This is a genomic window from Prosthecobacter sp. (assembly GCF_044236155.1).
Classification (GTDB): domain Bacteria; phylum Verrucomicrobiota; class Verrucomicrobiia; order Verrucomicrobiales; family Verrucomicrobiaceae; genus Prosthecobacter.
Map to the genome: position 1 here is coordinate 178,874 of NZ_JBIIHA010000002.1, position 15,784 is coordinate 194,657.

Below are 15,784 nucleotides of genomic sequence, written 5' to 3' on the forward strand. Positions count from 1 at the left end.
ACCGCAGGTCACCCGCGTGGTTTCAGGATGATTTTTTCCGCTTTGCCTGCCGGAAAGACATGCAGCTCATGCTTTTGAAAGCGCATCTCGACGCTGCCGTCGCTCCATGTGTCCAGCAGCGGGATGTGGTGTGCTTTGGCGTGCTGGAGGAGTGATTCGGGCATCTTCACCTCGGGTTGGCGCGCATCACCGCCGCAGATGATGAGCTGTGGTTGTGATCGGAGCAGAAATTCGGTCGTGGGCGCGAGATCGTGTTCATGCTGGCTGCGGATCAGCACGTCGCAGCGCAGGTCGGCGGCGCTGTTTACGAGGATTTTCTCGGCCAGCCAGCCCGCGTCGCTAACCCACAGCACGCGCCACGGGCCGAGATGCATCATCAGCACCATGGCGCGGTCGTCTCCGCGCGCGTTTTGAATCTCCTGCGAGGGATGCAGCAATTGCGCGGTGATTTTGAACGCCGGATCATCCGAAAGAAGCACCTGTTCATCGACCCGCAGCTTCCGCAGCATGGCTGAATGCGGTGAGTCCATCACCCTGCGCAGGGTGGAAAGCGACGAGTCGCTCCCGCCAGGCTCCTGCGTGCTGGTGAACAGGCGCGGCGTGCCGAAAACCTCGACGACTTTCTCAATCGCGCCGACGTGATCGGCGTCGTTGTGGCTGAGAAACACACCGGCGATCGAATTGACGCCGCTGGAGCGCAGGTAGGGCCGCAGCACGCGGCGGAAGCCCGTCTCATCTCCTGTGTCGAGCAGCCAGTGTGCGTCGGCGATTCGCAGATGATTGGCGGCGGCTCCATGCGGCAGCTCGAGCACGCGCCACACGGCGGGCGCTTCGTTTCGCGGCGCGTTGGGCTGGAAGTGGAAATTGGCGCCCGGCAAATCCGCGAACCAAGCCGCGCAGGCGATCATCGCCTTCGCCAGCGCCCAGTTCGCGTTGTTGAGGATGATTTGCACCCCGGTGAGATGCATCACCGACGCGCACAAGCTCAGGCAGGTGGCTCCCAGGCAGAGAAACGACAGCGGCACGAGCACGCAGTTCGCGATCACCGCCACAGGCGTCACGGATTGGAAATGGCCGAGGATGAACGGCAGGCTGCCGAGCCATGCGGCGGTGGAGACGCTCACATTCGCGGCGAGCCAGTGGCGCAACTGGCTCGATGCCCGCTGCCTGAAGCTGGCGAGCTGCGGCGGCAGAAAGGGATCGAGACGCGTGAAGGGCATGAGCCGCTCCAGCAGCGGCACGGAGCCGATGACGCTCAACCACAGCACCACGAACGAAAGCTGGAAGCCCGGCATGAAAAGCTGGTGCGTGTCCGCCGCGAGAAGCGCCAGGGCCGCCGCGCCGAGGCTGTTTTGCAGCGAGGACTCGCGGTCCAGCGCAGGCGCGCCCATGAAAATGGCAACCATCAGCGCCGCCCGTGCCGCCGAGGGACGCCAGCCGGTGATGAACGCATACGCGAACACGATGCCGATCATCAACCACAGCGAAAACCCGCGCCGCAGCCCGATCTGGCGCAGCAGGGCCAGCGCGATCACACCCAGCAGCGCCACATGCAGCCCGCTCACGGCAAAGACATGCAGCGTGCCGCTGTTGCGGAAGGCGTCCTCAATCTCCTCGTCGGCCTCCGCCGAGACACCGAGCGCCATCGCTCGGATCACAGCCGCAGTCTCCGGATCATCCTCCAGATCCTGGGTGAGCCTGGCCCCGATCCAGCGCCGGCAATGCTCCGCTGTCTCCAAAAAAGCGCACCAGAGCGCCTCGTTGTTGTCAGCCACACGGCGCAGGGTCTCCGCCTCGAAGCGCGCCACCCGCCCCATGCGCAGCGCGTATTCCTGGGCGTCAAACGCGCCCGGATTCGACGAGGCGCGCGGCAGGTAAATCTCCCCGCGCAGCTCAAAGACTCCCGCGCCGGGAAAGCGCGCGCCCTGCGGCAGCCGCACGAGCAGCACGGCCTGCTGTTCGCTCACAAGGCCGGTCTGCGGTATCTCGATTTGTTGTGTCGTGCAGAGCGCGTGCGCCCGTCCGTCCGCAGTCGTGTCGAAATCCGGCAGCAGGCTGCCGCGGATCGTGGCGGGCAGCGGAGTGTCCGCTTTTTGCAAAGCCAGTCTCAAATGGTGGCCGAAGGTTTCCGCCATCCGGGTGCTGTGGATGAAAGCAAACACCAGGACCGCGCATGGCGGCAGAAGCCCGGAACGCCCTGAATACAGCGCCACTCCCAGCATGAGCACGGCCGGAGCCAGGCACCATGCTGCTGCGGTGGAAAGAATCGTTTCGGCCGCGAGAATGCCCGCCGCAGCCATCACGGCCAGCACCATCAGCGGATTTGCCCGTGTCCATGAATGGAGCTTGGCGAGCATCGGCCGCTTTGATTTGGAAACATCAGGCGTTCGCCCCCTTCGCGCGCTGCTCCATCAGCAGCTTGTACTGGGCCTGTTCGATTTCGCTCATCTTGTGGTGCGCGTTCGCACTGTGGCGTGTGTTCGGGAAATTGCCGATCACCTGCTCCAGCATGTCGCGCGCGGCCTCAAAATCGTGCCGCTGGGTCAGATGCAGGTCGGCGATGCGGAACATGATGAAGGCCGCGTCATCCACCGGCCAGTCCTTGCTCTGCAAATGATCCGACAACACCTGAAGAGCGGTTTGCGCGTCATGCAGCCGTTCGGCGTGGATCTTCGCGATTTCCGCCACGGGGAAGGGGTCGTCCGGTTTTTCCTCCAGCATCTTCTCGTAATGGCCGATCGCGCCGGCGTAGTCGCCCTGCGAGATGCAGGCGGCCGCCTTGGTCATCTCGTCCTGCTCCACCTTCTCCCCGGAGGAGAACATGGCCTCCCCCATCGCGTCGCCGATCCACGGGATCACAAACTTCACGCATAGAATGCCTCCGACCACCCCCACCACGATCACAAAGACCAGCTTCATTCCGTCGCTGGCCTCCTTCAGTGCGTTCCAGAACAACATGATGATCAGAATGCCCAGCGCGGCCAGGCAGAGGCGGATGATAAGTTCGCGGTTCATCTTTTTCGTAAAGAACGCGACGCTATCAAAGCGGCCTCCTTCCGCCAAGCGGGAACTTCGTCCATTCTGCCAAATCTCCTGGAGCCAGCCCGTTAAGACCGCATGAAAATCGCGCACTGCCAGTTCGAGCCCTGGGCCGGCGACTTCGAGCACAATCTCGCCCGCTTCGAGGAGGGCCTCAAACGTGCCGACGCCGAGGGCGCGAAGATCGTCTCCTTTCCCGAGTGCTTTTTCACCGGCTACCCCGACACCGAGGACCTCGCTCGTAAAGGCGCCTTCGCCGCCGACTCACCGCAGATGCAGCGCATTCTCGATGTCACCGCCCGCCACGCCGCTGTGGCCATCGCGGGCTTCAACGAACTGCGTGGCAGCGATCTCTACAACACCGTCGTCGTCGCCCATCACGGCCAGAAGCTCGGCCTCTACAGCAAATGCGCCGCCTACCAGAAGTTTCACAAGCAAGGCCGCGACTTTCCCGTCTGGGAGATCGACGGCCTCAAGTTCGGCGTCCTCATCTGCGCTGACGGCGGCTACATCGAGCCCGCACGCATCCTCGCGCTCAAAGGCGCGCGCATCATCTTCGCCCCACACTTCAACTACATCAGCGACAAGGGCCTCATCTCCCACTTCATGAAAGTCCGTGCCGATCACGCCGCCCGCGCCTGCGAAAACAGCATCTACTTCGTCCGCGGCAACAACGTCGTCCTCGATCCCGCCAAATCCGGCATTACCCGCAATCCTGGCATCGGCTACGGCGACAGCTACGTCATGGACCCGCACGGCGAGATCCTCGTCCAAAGCCGCCGCCACCAGGAAGACTTCATCACCGCCGAAATCGATCCGAATCACCAACAAGACACCGCCTGGGGCCTCAGCAAAAGCGCCTGGAGCTACCGCGAGTTCGCACCGTTCGTGGTGGAGGCGATGAAGAAATGAGTAGGTAGGCCTTGCGGGCCGGTTTGATGATCATTCTCCTCTCAAATCGAGGCAAATGATCCGCTCGCCGGTTTTCTGCATCAGATCCTTCTGCTGCTGGCGCACGTAGAGCAGGCCGTGGCTCAATGCGGGCAGACTCCATGTGTTGAGGGCGTAAAAGGGCTGTGCTTGGGCGATCACTTTGGCTCCGGCGGGGCTGAGGTCGAGCCAGTGCAGGGAGCCGATCTCGCCGAGGCAGAGGAAGGCTCCATCGACCTTCATCAAGCTCGCGCGGAGGATGCTGAGGCGGACGGGATTGGCGCGGCCGGTCTGCTTGCTGAACTCGGCATCGTCCCATTCGATCTTTTGCTCCCACACCTCCGCGCCGGTGTCGGCGTTCACGCAGACGAGGCGGGACTTCGGCTCCGTCTCGCCGTCGATGGCGTAGAGATGGCCGTCGTGATACACGGGATTCATCCAGTGCACGCCGAGCTTCTTGGACTGCCACACCTCCTTGGGCTGGAATTCGGCGTCGTATTCCACCATCGCGCCCCCGAGCGGGCGGCCCTTCGGATACGCGGTGGTGATGAAAGCGCGGTTCTTCTCCGGAATGACCACGGGCGAGGTGCCGATGGCCTGGATGTATTCGTCATCACGCCACGCGAACTTCGAATGCAGCTTCCCGCTGGCCGGATCGATGCACATGAGGCCGCCGGTGGCTGGATCGCTCTCGCCGCCGGCATAGACGAGCACTTTGAGCTGCCCGTGCAGCTTTGCGGGAATGGGTGACGCGTAACTCGCGCCCCACGCGTCCTCGACCTTCCACACGATGTCTCCGCTCTTCAAATCGAAGGCCGCCACGCTCACGCCGGGCTCAGCAAGTCGCTCTTTGCGATCACGCAGGCCTTCGGAGTCGTCGATCGGGCCTTTTTTGCCGCCGACGTTGAGAATGACACGACCATCAAGAATGAGCGGCGTGCCGCCCGCGCCGAAGAAATCCTGCGGCACGTGCATCTCGGTGCGCAGGTCGTGTTTCCAGAGCAGCTTGCCCGTTTTCAGATCAAGCGCCCGCAGCTCGCTCGTCACGCCATACGTCACCACGATGCCATCGGCGATCACCGGGCTGCCACGCGGGCCATTTCCGAAGCCGTAGCGGTCCTGATACGAGATCGGATACTCGTGGGACCAGAAGCGTTTTCCGGTCTCGCGATGCAGGCATTCGATGGTCTCCTTGCCTTCGAGCGCGTGGAAGATCACGCAATAATCACCGCTGATGGCGGGCGAATTGTAGCCCTCGCCCATTGCGACCTCCCACACGGCCTTCGGCTCGCCTGCGGCCCATTTTTTCGACAGATGCGTCTCCGGCGAGATTGCATCGTCGGTGGGGCCGAGCACGCGCGGCCAGTCGCTCGCCTTCGCATCTTTTGAGAGCGGCTTCGGTGCCGCGTGGAAGGTCAGGCGGTCAAAGGCCTCCTGCGCGGCGCAGGCGGAGAAGGCGAAAAGCAGCAGAAACAGTCTCGACGGATTTTTCATGTTGTGTCAGGCTACTGAACGCCATGAAGAACGCCACTCTCATCCTCACCGCCGCTGTTTCGCTGTTTTTGAGCTCCTGCACCACCTGCCCATTCGGCTGCAAGATGACCGCCAAGGGCAAAGTCGAGCACATCGTGCTCGTGTGGCTGAAGCGTCCCGGCAACGCCGCTGATCGCGCCACGTTGATCGCCACCGCGCGGAAGTTCCAGGCCGAGATCAAAGAGATCCAGCACCTCAGCGTCGGCACCACCGTGGCGAGCGAGCGTCCGATCGTCGATGACAGCTTCGACGTGGGCTTTGTGATGCGCTTTGCCAGCAAGGCGGACATGGACGCCTATGAGAAGCATCCGGTGCATCAAAAAGCCGTGAAGGAGACGCTCCTGCCGATCGCGAAGAAGGTGCAGGTGTATGATATCGGCTGTGAGTAAGCCCATTTTTTCATGAAGCACCTCCTCTACCTGCTGCTCGGTGCCGCATCGTGCCTCGCCGCCGACCTGCGGCTGCTCAGCGAACGCGTGAACGAGTTCTGCGAAAAGCATCGTGGCGTCGCCGAGATCGAAAAACGTCACGCGGAATGGATCAAGCAGGAGCCCGACAATCCAGATGCCTACATCCTGCCGGCCAATGCCTTGATGAAGGCTGCGCAGATGGTCAACATCGTGGCGGGAGATCAGAAAGATGCCATCGCGGTGCTGACGGATCCGAAAACGGGAAAACAGGTCGGCTCCATCGCGGAAGGGCCCGATCCAGAGGTGATCCGGCGTGCCGAGGCCATCCTTGAGGCGGCGGCGAAGAAGTTCCCTCAACGTCTCGACATCCTCGTGGGCCGCATGGCCATGGCACAACGTCGAAAAGACACGGGAACGGTGAAAAACGCCGCGCTCGACCTGCTGGCCATGACGGCCAAAGACCCGAAGTCGCTGCGCTGGATCGACAATGCGAAGATTGACGGCGATCCGCTCAAAAAGGCCCTGGATGAGGTCAAGGCGCGCATTCGCTGGCTGTACAGCTTCGAGAAGGATGACACGGACAAGGCCGCGCAGGACTGCGCGCTGAAGGCGCTCGAACTCGCGCCCGAAAATGTCGAGTTGCTCAACTTCGCCGCGATCCGCCATCTTTATCGCGGAGAATGGAAGGAAGGGCGGGAATATCTGCTGCGTGCCGAGAAGGCCGCGCCGCGTGACTGGATCGTGCAGCACAACATCGCCCGCGCCTCCGCCGAGCTTGGTGACAAGGCGGACGCGCTCAAACGGCTTCAAGCAATCATCAAAGCCGTGCCCGGCACGGATGACGCGAAGGCGGCTGAGGAATCCATCCGGTCTCTTGGCTTGGCTGCGGACAAGAAGTGACGTTTTCCGTGACGCAAGCGCAGCAAAAGCCAAGGATCGTTCGTTGAGCCGCTGGATTTCCAGCGTATGGAAGGCGCACCCCATCCAAGCCGACCATGCTCATCCCGACCTCGTTCCCGACCTCCAACGGCCCCACAGAATCCAAACCGCTCATCGCGCAGGAGGGCTGGACCGTGCAGCACCTGTTTTTCAACATCGACCACGGCTACTGGGCGGCATTGACGCCGGAGGAGCGGCAGGAGCGGCGGGAGAACTTCACGCGCACCATCGAAGCGATCCGCAGGCATCCAGGCACGCAGTTGCTCGCCTTCGCGATGGTTTCTCCGAAATCGGAGCTCGGTTTCATGCTCATCACGCCCGACCTGCATGACTCGCAGAAGTTTGAGAAGCAGCTCAGCTTGGCGCTCGGACCTGACGTCCTGACTCCGACCTACAGCTACCTTTCAATGACGGAATGGACCGAATATTCTCAGACGGAGGATGAGTTCAAAGCGCAGATCGAGAAGGCGGAAAACTTGGTGCCGGGCACGGAGGCCTTCGAGAAACGCCTCGCGGAGTGGAAGGGCCACATGACGAAGTATTACAACGACCGCCTCTATCCGAACATGCCGGACTGGCAGGTGTTCTGCTTCTACCCGATGAGCAAGCGCCGCAATGTGGGCGCGAACTGGTATGCGAACGAATTCGCGAAGCGCCGCGAGCTCATGGGCGGCCACGCCAAGACCGGCCGCAAGTATGCTGGCAAGGTCCGCCAGTTGATCACAGGCTCCACCGGCCTCGATGCCTACGAGTGGGGCGTGACGCTCTTCGCGCACGACGTGTTCCAGATCAAAAGCATCGTCTATGAAATGCGTTTTGACGAAGTGACTGCCCAGTATGGCGAGTTCGGCGACTTCTACATCGGCATCCAGACGCCGACGGCCGAGCTGCTGCAGCGGGTGATGCTGAGTTGATTTGGCCAGCCCGCAGACTAGTCTTGACGCATGACTGCCACGCTTCCAGCCCCGGTTGCTGAACTCAAAGGCCGCATCGACGAACTCTCTGTCGAGGACAGGCTTCTGCTGGAGGAGGTTTTGCGTGTCGAAAGTGAGGATGGGAAGTGGGCCGGACTGCCATGGCCTTGGGAAATGCTCGATAAACGCAAGGCCGCCCTGAACGCCGGGGAAAGCGCGGCCCTGCCTCTGGACGAGGTAGCAGACCGCCTGCGCGCACGCAGATCCGCCCGGTCATGAAGGTCATTGTCGATCTGGCCGCCGAGGCAGACATTGCGGAGGCAGCGGACTTCTATGACGACCAGGAACCCGGGCTAGGAGCCGAGGTGGAGGAATTTCTCATTGATTGTCTGCGCCGGCTGTCAACCCAGGCTGGAATCCACCCGCAAAGCCGGGGAATCTACCGCCAGGTGATCTCACGCGGCAGGTTTCCTTACTTTGTCGTTTACTATGAGATAATGGCGGGTTCAGAGGTGCTGGTGCGAGCCGTGCAGGATCACCGCCGTGATCCGCATGGCATTGCTGAAAGAATCGACCAACGTTTTTCTCCCTAGAGCATGTCCAATCAGCCCCTCACCATCGCCAACCGCCAGTTCAACTCCCGACTCATGCTCGGGACCGGAAAATTTGCGAGCGGCGAACTCATGCGTGATGCGATCATCGCCTCCGAGACGGAAATCGTGACCGTGGCGCTGCGCCGGGCGGATTTGACCGGGAAGGGGGATCCCTTTGCCAACATCCTCGACTTCATCCCGAAAAACGTCCTCCTGCTGCCAAACACGAGCGGAGCGATGAATGCCGAGGAGGCCGTCCGCCTCGCCAGGCTCGCGGTCGCCGCCGGTCTGCCGAACTGGGTGAAGCTAGAGATCCACCCCGACCCCCGCTACTTGCTGCCGGACCCGATTGAGACGTTGAAGGCAGCCGAAATCCTCGTGAAGGAGGGCTTCACCGTTCTGCCTTATATCAATGCCGACCCTGTTTTGGCCCGCCGTCTTCAGGATGTGGGCACCGCCACCGTGATGCCACTCGGGTCTCCCATCGGCTCGCATCAGGGCATCACGACGCGCCGGCAGATCGAGATCATCCTCACCCAGGCCACGGTTCCGGTCGTGGTGGATGCGGGCATTGGCGCGCCAAGCCACGCGGCGGAGGCATTTGAAATGGGGGCGGATGCTGTCCTGGTGAACACCGCCATCGCCGTGGCCTCCGATCCTGTGCGCATGGCGCAGGCCTTCAAAATGGCCGTGGAGGCCGGTCGTAGCGCCTATGAGATCGGTCTTAGCGAGGGCACAGAAGAAGCCTCGGCGACAAGCCCGCTGACGACTTTCCTTTATCAATAAGTTCTCAGAAGCCGCTCTCAGCCCTTGGCGAGGTAGGTGAAAACGAGAACCCCGAGAAACAGGAGGCAGCCGGCGAGAACCATTCCAGAAAAGATGACCATAGTGGCCGGGGATTTAGCGTGAAATGCCCTCTCCGCCAGCGGAAATTTAACTTGCCAATCAGGGGCTTTGGGGCAGACTCCGCGCCCCTATGGCAAAAACATGCTGGCTCGAGCGCGAAAAGCGCAAACGTAAAACCGTCGAAAAGTACGCAAAGCTTCGCGCTGAATTGAAGGCGAAGGGCGACTACGTCGGCCTCTCCCTCCTTCCCCGTGACGCAAGCCCGACGCGCCTCACCAACCGTTGCCGTGTTTCCGGCCGCCGTCGTGCTTTCATCCGCCGCTTCCAGATGTCGCGTATGACTTTCCGCGAACTCGCCTCCCAGGGCATGATTCCTGGTGTGACGAAGTCCAGTTGGTAATCCCCTCGTCCGAACTGGCGGTCCGGCGTTTTTCTGCCGGCCGCCTGGAGAGAGGCTGCGCATCGACGACCTCATGCCTACCTACTCCTACATCGCGGAAGCTCCCGAAAAGGGATGCGCTGCCTGCCGCAGAGGATTCGACCTGCGTCGTCCAATGAGCAGGCCCGCCTTGGAAGTTTGTCCTCTATGCAAGCAGCCGGTGAAGAAGCTGATTTCCACCTTCAGCACGCCGAAGATCACCAAACCTCTCTCTGTCTCCGACGCCAAGGCCGCCGGCTTCACCATCCTCGAAAAACGTTGTGATGGGAATTACGAGAAGCTGTAAGGCCCGACGCGTCCCCCAATGACCTTGCTCCTCGCCAACGCCACCGCCGAGCTCGCTCACGAATGGCATCCGGACCCCGCCTTCCACTTTTGGCGTGTCGTCATCATCCTCGCCATCGTGCTGCTGAACGCCTTCTTCGTCGCCGCGGAGTTCGCCATCGTCAAAGTGCGTGACAGCCAGATGCAGGCCGCCATCGACGACGGCGTGCGCGGCGCGAAATTCGCCCGCCAGGTCACGCGAAACCTCGACGCCTACCTCTCCGCCGGACAGCTCGGCATCACGCTTACCTCCATCGCGCTTGGTATTTTCGGTGAGCCGTATGTCTCCACCGTGCTGCAGCCGTTCCTTTTCAAAATCGGCATCACCAGCGAGGCTGCCGTCAGCCTCACCTCGATCCTCGTCGCCTACGCGCTTGTCACCTACATGCACGTCGTCTTTGGCGAGCAGGCACCGAAGGTGCTCGCCATCCGCAAATCGCTCACCGCCACGCTTTGGGTCGCCCGGCCGCTGCACATCTTCTACATCTGCACGCGTCCCGCCATCTGGCTGCTCAGCAACAGCACCAACCTCGTCCTGCGCCTCTTTGGCATCACCAGCGTCTCCGAGCACGAGATCGCCCACTCCGAAGAAGAACTGCGCCACATCGTCGCCGAAAGCCAGAAGTCCAAAGAAGTGACGGAAACTGAAAAAGACATCCTGCTCAACGCGCTCGCCCTCAACGACCGCTGCGCCCGCGATGTCATGACGCCGCGCAACACCGTCGTCTCCCTCGACGCCGATGACAGCTTCGAGGCGAACCTCAAAGTCGCCATCGACAGCAAGCACACGCGTTATCCGCTCGTCGAAGGCCACCTCGACCAGGCCATCGGCATCATCCACATCAAAGACCTGCTCGCCCTCGTCGGCAAACCGCAGCCCGACCTCCGTAAGATCAAACGCGAGCTGCACATGGTGCCCGAGTTGATGCCCATCGACAAGCTCCTGCGCTTCTGCCTCGACAAGCACGTCCACTTCGTGCTCGCCGTCGATGAATTCGGCGGTGCGGTCGGCGTCGTCACGCTCGACAACGTGCTCGAGGAGATCGTTGGCGACATCCAGGACGAGTTCGACCACGAGATCAGCGAGTTCCGACGCATCAACGAAAACGAATTCACCGTCGAAGGTACCTTCAACCTCTACGAACTCGCCGACCACGCCGGCATCGAGCTCGAAAGCGACGAAGTCACCACCATCGGCGGCTACGTCACCCACCTCCTCGGCCACCTGCCCAAACCCGGCGAAAAGGTCACCATCGAAGACTACGAAGTCACCACCACCAAGGCCGACCTGCGCCGCGTCCAGCAGTTGCACTTCAAACGTGTGGACAGGTCGGATGCGGAAGACGAAGAAGCCGTGGAGGCTTGATCCTGACACTACCTCCCCAGCTCCAGCCTTTGCGCAAAGTAGGCGGGCAGCCCGGCCTGGATGATCGCCTGCTGCGCCCCGGCAACGTCGTAGCTCACCCGCCGCCAAAGGATGTCCTGAGTATCCCGGCGATAGATCGCGTAGCAGGCGCGTTCGTCGCGGTCACGCGGCTGGCCCACGGCTCCCACATTCACGAGGCATTTGCGGGTTGGTTTCAAAGCTTCAATCGCAGTGATGTCCACGCCAAACTCATCACCTTCCACCCAAAACGCCGGACGGTGCGTGTGTCCGATGAAACACACCGGTCTTGTTTGATGCCGGAAACTCAGCGCGGCAGCGTCCGCCCGCAGCACATAGCCCCACTCGTCAGGGTGATGCAGGCAGGCATGCACCGCCTCGTAATCTTCGCCCTGCATCATCATCGGCAGCGCAGCGAGCCACCCGATTTGGTCCTCGCTCAACTGGTCACGCGTCCATTCGATCGACTGACGTGTGGCGTCGTTGACGTCATCTAATCCCGACCCGGTGCTCACCATGGCATCGTGATTGCCCCGCACACAAGGAATGCCCTGCTCCCGCAGAAGATCGACGCATTCGCCAGGGCTGCCGCCATAGCCCACCACATCGCCGAGACAGACGAGTTTGCTGATCCCCTGGTTCGCGATGTCTTGCAGCACAGCGCGCAGGGCATGGGTATTGCCATGGATATCGCTGATGATCGCCACCGAGTTGTTCATGCAGGCAACTACGGGCGTCGATAAATATCGTCAACCTGATGGGCTCATTTATGACACACTGCCAAGTTGTCAAAACGGCCAGATGGGTTCAATATCTCAGCGTTAGCATCAAGAACCGTCCGTTGGCAGCAACGGACGTGGCAACCTGGCAGTGAAAACTGCGAAGGTGCCGGGATGAAGGCTCCGGTCTTCGTCCGATGTGCAGGCTCTCACAGGCCTGAAGTCGGGTCCGCTCTTGGTGCGCAAAGTCGAACCAACCATCAGGAAACCCGATGAGCTCAGCACCACGCCACACCTTCCGCCTTTCACTGCGCACCTGTGCGCTGAATGCCGACCACCACCTGTGGAACAACAACGGCACTTACTGGTGCCACTTCACCCTGCACGGACCGCGAGGGACCAAGCAACGCGTCCGCCGCTCCCTCCGCACCACCGATCCCGCCACTGCCAGGAAGCGACGGGACGCGCTTATTTCACGCTTGGTTGCAGCGTCTATCCCGCCTGCCATGGCCCTTGCCGCCTGAGTCAAATGTTCAATCCACAACAAAGCCATGAAACGAACAACCAAACCTCGCCTGAAGGCGGCCGCAATCCACCCCGCTCCCTCTGCGGACGCGACACCCCGCCCGATCGTTTCGCTCGCTACAGAAGGCTTCAAGCCCATCACCCTCGACCAGCTCGGCCTCACAACGCGGGAGATGGAGATTCTAGCCGCGGGCGCGCGTCAGCTTTTCCCCTCCGACGAAGAAACCTCAACTTCATGATCTCCCATGCCATCCCTTGCCCCGACCGTTGCCGATCTAACCTTTGCCTACGCTGACCGCGAGGCCGCCTGGCTCAACCGCTACAACAAGGACGACAAAAGCCTCGAATGGGCCTTCAAGGAAGACTTTTACCAAAAGAGGATTCGCGAACTCCTGGTGTTGATTACCGATGAACGCCTGGAGAAGCTGCACGCCATCATCAAAGCCATGTTCGAGCAACCGGCGGGAGAGGCCATGAGACGCCGAAGCCCGGCGGCGACGATGGAATTGATCGGCCGATTCCGGCAGGCGTGCGAAGACCCAGCCTCTCCGGACACGGAGGCGCCCCATGAATGACGAGCAAGCCCGGCGTCAACAGCAAGCGCACGCTGGCTGTGGTTGCCGAGGCCACGGTTCGTGCCAAAATTTCACGCCATGCCTGACGCCCAAGCCCTGTTTCATGCACACCTGCCGCTGGCGGATAAAATCGCCGGTGGCTATGCGAACATCCCTGGCGTGAGCATGGACGATGTGCGGGCGGTGGCACAGGCAGCATTGCACCGGGCGGCACTGGCCTTTGAGCCGGCTCGTGGAGTCTTTGAGCCGTATGCGGCGCAGGCCATTCGGAATGCGCTGAATTCACTGCATCAAAAGGAGGCTCGCCACGCCCGGCAGTTTGTGCTGGAGCCGGACGCCGCTCTCTCAGCCTTCACCACGATGAGCAGCACTGCGCCCGGTCAGCGGCTGCCAGATGAGTTTCAGGATGTGCTGAGCCAGGTCCGCTCGCAGGAGAGTCGGCGTGTGCTGGAACATATGCTGGCCTCACTGCCTTCACGAACTCAGCAAATCCTCGCCCTCGTCGCTGAAGGCCACAGCTACGCCGAGATTGGTGAGCTGCTTGGCGTCTCGAAGCAGGCCGTCCACAAGGCCGCAGCCGCGGCCTTGGAGCGCCTCCGCGATCAACTGGCTGCTCAAGGTTTCGAGGGGCTCGACTCCAAAGGCTTTTTGCAAACAGCAGCCCAGCCACCGCATTGAACCTGCTCGCCGCTTCAGCAGGCAGCGCGATGCTTTCGTTTTTTGCAGAATAAATGATTGAAGTTTTGGCCCCGCTGAGGCTGACTCAGCCATGCCAGACATCCGGCTGGTCGGCGTGCTGCCAGACGGCCTCGGCATGCGGCTGGCAACAGTGCCGCCACTCGGGCACCGCCTGGGCCATCGCCGATGGCAGGATTGTGATGAGCGAGGTTCACCAGGGGAACCTCACAGCAGCCGGATGACACAATTTTGGTTATCGTCGTCACCCTGCGTCGGGCGAAGAACGGGATTTACAGACAGCTCAGCTCAAACGAATTTGGCGAAACTTATGGCATGGAGTAAATCGAGTCGGAGTGCTGTATGATTAAAAGTTCTGGTCTGGGCGCTGAATCAGACGAGCAATGCTTTGGTCGTAATGAAGAACAGTCAACTTCGTCAAGGAACGAATATCCAAATCAGTGATCGGGTTGTTGTAGCAAGTTAGCACGGAGAGCTGCGAAACTGCGGAAAGGTCTAACGCGGTTAGATGGTTGTCGTTGCAAACCAGATAGTATAGTTGCGACGCAGAGGATAGGTCTATATTCCTAATACGGTTATTATTGCACGACAGCAATTTTAATTGAGGCGCGGAGGCAATGTCCAATGCAGAAATTAAATTGTTTCCACACGATACATCTGTGATGTTCAAACATCTGGAGAGGTCAAGATCCGTTAGCTTGTTGCTATCGCAATATAGCTCAGTTAGCATTGGTACATTAGAGAGATCAAGCTTGGTCAAGCCCATGCCGTCACAGGACAAACGCTGAAGTTCAGGCAAGCGCAGCGTCATACTTATATGAGCAGGCTCTTGGTCAACAGGAACAAAAAAGATTACCGATCTTATGACAAGGTCACCCACCCACTCGAATGCCTTCAGCGGCAATAAACCAATATCCCATCCGAGCTTAATGATTCGCCCGTGTTCAATCTGTGTTTTATGTTGACGCTGCCAAGACTCTTGAGGTTCTGTCAGTAACCGCTCCAGCACAACCTCCGGTTCCAGCTTTAGAGCTTTCGCCCAAAGCATAATCTGCTGATAATCCGGTTTACAGAATTCAAACCCGCCAATGCAGAACTGAGAAACAGTTGAATCACGGGCTACATCGGGGGACCGAGACAATGGAAATACTTGATCGGCCGTTACTGCCTTTTCTAGGCAAGAGAGAAAATTTTTGACGGTAGGCGCAGGTCCGTAACCACAATTCTCATTTCCACCGTCAGCGATTATGCGTCGCAGTGTTGTATGTCCGCCTATGCGCTGACCAAGGACATAAACATCACGTTTATTTGTTAATGTGTTTTGAAGCACGCAGGCATAATAAGGACCCAGTGTCGGCGCACTTAATTCGGGCGAATTATTCTGAAGTTCCCCAGTTTTTGCTTTAATTGCAATCTCAATTGATTTATTAAATTCGTCATCACTGAATGGTGGCGGCTCGGGAAACTCCATCATATAATACCTTGTGGTATCATTAAGCGATCCACTGCTTTGCTTGAATTGATTCAATTGCTCCGCGTTTATCGAGGTCTTCAAGATAAGAGAACCACTCAGTGCGATGTATGTTGAAAAAGGGATACCAGGTTCCCAAAGTTGTACAAATTCATTCCACCTTCGATGTGCCAATTCTGGAATGAGTCTGTATGCAAGAAAGTATGAAACATGCCTCAGGCTGTTTATTGACGAACCAGCTTCTCCACAAACATTGAAGTAATTATCCAAAAAATGCGCGATCAACTTTTCTGCATCTTCAGAACGGCCGACCGCCATCATGTTGGCTGCTTGTTTAATTAGAAATTCTAATTCAGTCGCAAGGAAGCCCCATTTTAAAGCTTTATTTTTTCTCAGCTCATCAATTCTGCTCTTTTTAGGTTTCAAAAAATCGAAGAGTCTCATATC

The 15,784-nt window shown here is 59.7% G+C and carries 19 protein-coding genes; 14 read left to right on the forward strand and 5 right to left on the reverse strand.

Going from position 1 to position 15,784, the window contains the following annotated elements:
- Positions 1-8: 8 nt before the first annotated feature.
- Together ACILSE_RS02615 and ACILSE_RS02620 are read right to left on the reverse strand one after the other, a co-directional pair.
- Positions 9-2,357, reverse strand: coding sequence for a ComEC/Rec2 family competence protein (locus ACILSE_RS02615; protein ID WP_395715788.1), 2,349 nt, complete (start codon positions 2,355-2,357; stop codon positions 9-11).
- A gap of 22 nt (positions 2,358-2,379) precedes the next feature.
- Positions 2,380-3,015: a tol-pal system YbgF family protein gene (locus ACILSE_RS02620; protein WP_395715789.1), complete on the reverse strand. Its 636-nt coding sequence runs from the start codon at positions 3,013-3,015 to the stop codon at positions 2,380-2,382.
- 102 nt (positions 3,016-3,117) lie between these two features.
- On the opposite strand from ACILSE_RS02620, the gene ACILSE_RS02625 reads away from it, so the two are divergent.
- Positions 3,118-3,951 (forward strand): carbon-nitrogen hydrolase family protein, encoded by an 834-nt coding sequence (locus ACILSE_RS02625; RefSeq protein ID WP_395715790.1) that lies wholly within the window; start codon positions 3,118-3,120, stop codon positions 3,949-3,951.
- Between the two features lie 30 nt (positions 3,952-3,981).
- Here the strand turns inward: ACILSE_RS02625 and ACILSE_RS02630 are convergent, their stop codons facing one another.
- Positions 3,982-5,463 (reverse strand): PQQ-binding-like beta-propeller repeat protein, encoded by a 1,482-nt coding sequence (locus ACILSE_RS02630; protein ID WP_395715791.1) that lies wholly within the window; start codon positions 5,461-5,463, stop codon positions 3,982-3,984.
- A 23-nt stretch (positions 5,464-5,486) separates the two neighbouring features.
- On the opposite strand from ACILSE_RS02630, the gene ACILSE_RS02635 reads away from it, so the two are divergent.
- The 9 genes from ACILSE_RS02635 to ACILSE_RS02675 all read left to right on the forward strand — a co-directional run bounded on the left by ACILSE_RS02635 (position 5,487) and on the right by ACILSE_RS02675 (position 11,333).
- Positions 5,487-5,891, forward strand: a complete 405-nt coding sequence (locus ACILSE_RS02635; RefSeq protein ID WP_395715792.1) for a Dabb family protein — start codon at positions 5,487-5,489, stop codon at positions 5,889-5,891.
- A gap of 12 nt (positions 5,892-5,903) precedes the next feature.
- Complete coding sequence (locus ACILSE_RS02640; protein WP_395715793.1) at positions 5,904-6,812, forward strand: tetratricopeptide repeat protein; 909 nt, start codon at positions 5,904-5,906, stop codon at positions 6,810-6,812.
- 95 nt (positions 6,813-6,907) lie between these two features.
- Positions 6,908-7,765 carry a hydrogen peroxide-dependent heme synthase gene (gene hemQ, locus ACILSE_RS02645; protein ID WP_395715794.1) on the forward strand — a complete coding sequence of 286 codons (858 nt, stop codon included), beginning with the start codon at positions 6,908-6,910 and terminating at the stop codon, positions 7,763-7,765.
- Between the two features lie 30 nt (positions 7,766-7,795).
- Complete coding sequence (locus ACILSE_RS02650; protein ID WP_395715795.1) at positions 7,796-8,044, forward strand: hypothetical protein; 249 nt, start codon at positions 7,796-7,798, stop codon at positions 8,042-8,044.
- Complete coding sequence (locus ACILSE_RS02655) at positions 8,041-8,358, forward strand: type II toxin-antitoxin system RelE/ParE family toxin (RefSeq protein ID WP_395715796.1); 318 nt, start codon at positions 8,041-8,043, stop codon at positions 8,356-8,358. Before ACILSE_RS02650 ends, ACILSE_RS02655 begins: the two co-directional genes overlap by 4 nt.
- Positions 8,359-8,361: 3 nt before the next feature.
- Positions 8,362-9,144, forward strand: coding sequence for a thiazole synthase (locus ACILSE_RS02660; protein ID WP_395715797.1), 783 nt, complete (start codon positions 8,362-8,364; stop codon positions 9,142-9,144).
- A 190-nt stretch (positions 9,145-9,334) separates the two neighbouring features.
- A complete protein-coding gene (gene rpsN, locus ACILSE_RS02665) occupies positions 9,335-9,604 on the forward strand; it encodes a 30S ribosomal protein S14 (RefSeq protein WP_395715798.1) in 270 nt (89 codons plus the stop codon).
- A gap of 73 nt (positions 9,605-9,677) precedes the next feature.
- A complete protein-coding gene (locus tag ACILSE_RS02670) occupies positions 9,678-9,929 on the forward strand; it encodes an FmdB family zinc ribbon protein (RefSeq protein ID WP_395715799.1) in 252 nt (83 codons plus the stop codon).
- Between the two features lie 18 nt (positions 9,930-9,947).
- On the forward strand, positions 9,948-11,333 hold the full coding sequence (locus ACILSE_RS02675) for a hemolysin family protein (RefSeq protein ID WP_395715800.1): 1,386 nt from the start codon (positions 9,948-9,950) through the stop codon (positions 11,331-11,333).
- Positions 11,334-11,341: 8 nt separating this feature from the next.
- Here the strand turns inward: ACILSE_RS02675 and ACILSE_RS02680 are convergent, their stop codons facing one another.
- Positions 11,342-12,070, reverse strand: a complete 729-nt coding sequence (locus tag ACILSE_RS02680; protein WP_395715801.1) for a metallophosphoesterase family protein — start codon at positions 12,068-12,070, stop codon at positions 11,342-11,344.
- Between the two features lie 272 nt (positions 12,071-12,342).
- On the opposite strand from ACILSE_RS02680, the gene ACILSE_RS02685 reads away from it, so the two are divergent.
- The 4 genes from ACILSE_RS02685 to ACILSE_RS02700 all read left to right on the forward strand — a co-directional run bounded on the left by ACILSE_RS02685 (position 12,343) and on the right by ACILSE_RS02700 (position 13,848).
- Positions 12,343-12,594 (forward strand): hypothetical protein, encoded by a 252-nt coding sequence (locus ACILSE_RS02685; protein WP_395715802.1) that lies wholly within the window; start codon positions 12,343-12,345, stop codon positions 12,592-12,594.
- Between the two features lie 27 nt (positions 12,595-12,621).
- Positions 12,622-12,834 (forward strand): hypothetical protein, encoded by a 213-nt coding sequence (locus tag ACILSE_RS02690; RefSeq protein ID WP_395715803.1) that lies wholly within the window; start codon positions 12,622-12,624, stop codon positions 12,832-12,834.
- A gap of 6 nt (positions 12,835-12,840) precedes the next feature.
- Entirely contained in the window at positions 12,841-13,170 is a 330-nt protein-coding gene (locus tag ACILSE_RS02695) for a hypothetical protein (protein ID WP_395715804.1), read from the forward strand.
- Between the two features lie 78 nt (positions 13,171-13,248).
- Entirely contained in the window at positions 13,249-13,848 is a 600-nt protein-coding gene (locus tag ACILSE_RS02700; protein ID WP_395715805.1) for a sigma-70 family RNA polymerase sigma factor, read from the forward strand.
- Positions 13,849-14,212: 364 nt separating this feature from the next.
- Here the strand turns inward: ACILSE_RS02700 and ACILSE_RS02705 are convergent, their stop codons facing one another.
- On the reverse strand, positions 14,213-15,781 hold the full coding sequence (locus tag ACILSE_RS02705; protein WP_395715806.1) for a leucine-rich repeat domain-containing protein: 1,569 nt from the start codon (positions 15,779-15,781) through the stop codon (positions 14,213-14,215).
- Between the last annotated feature and the right edge of the window lie 3 nt (positions 15,782-15,784).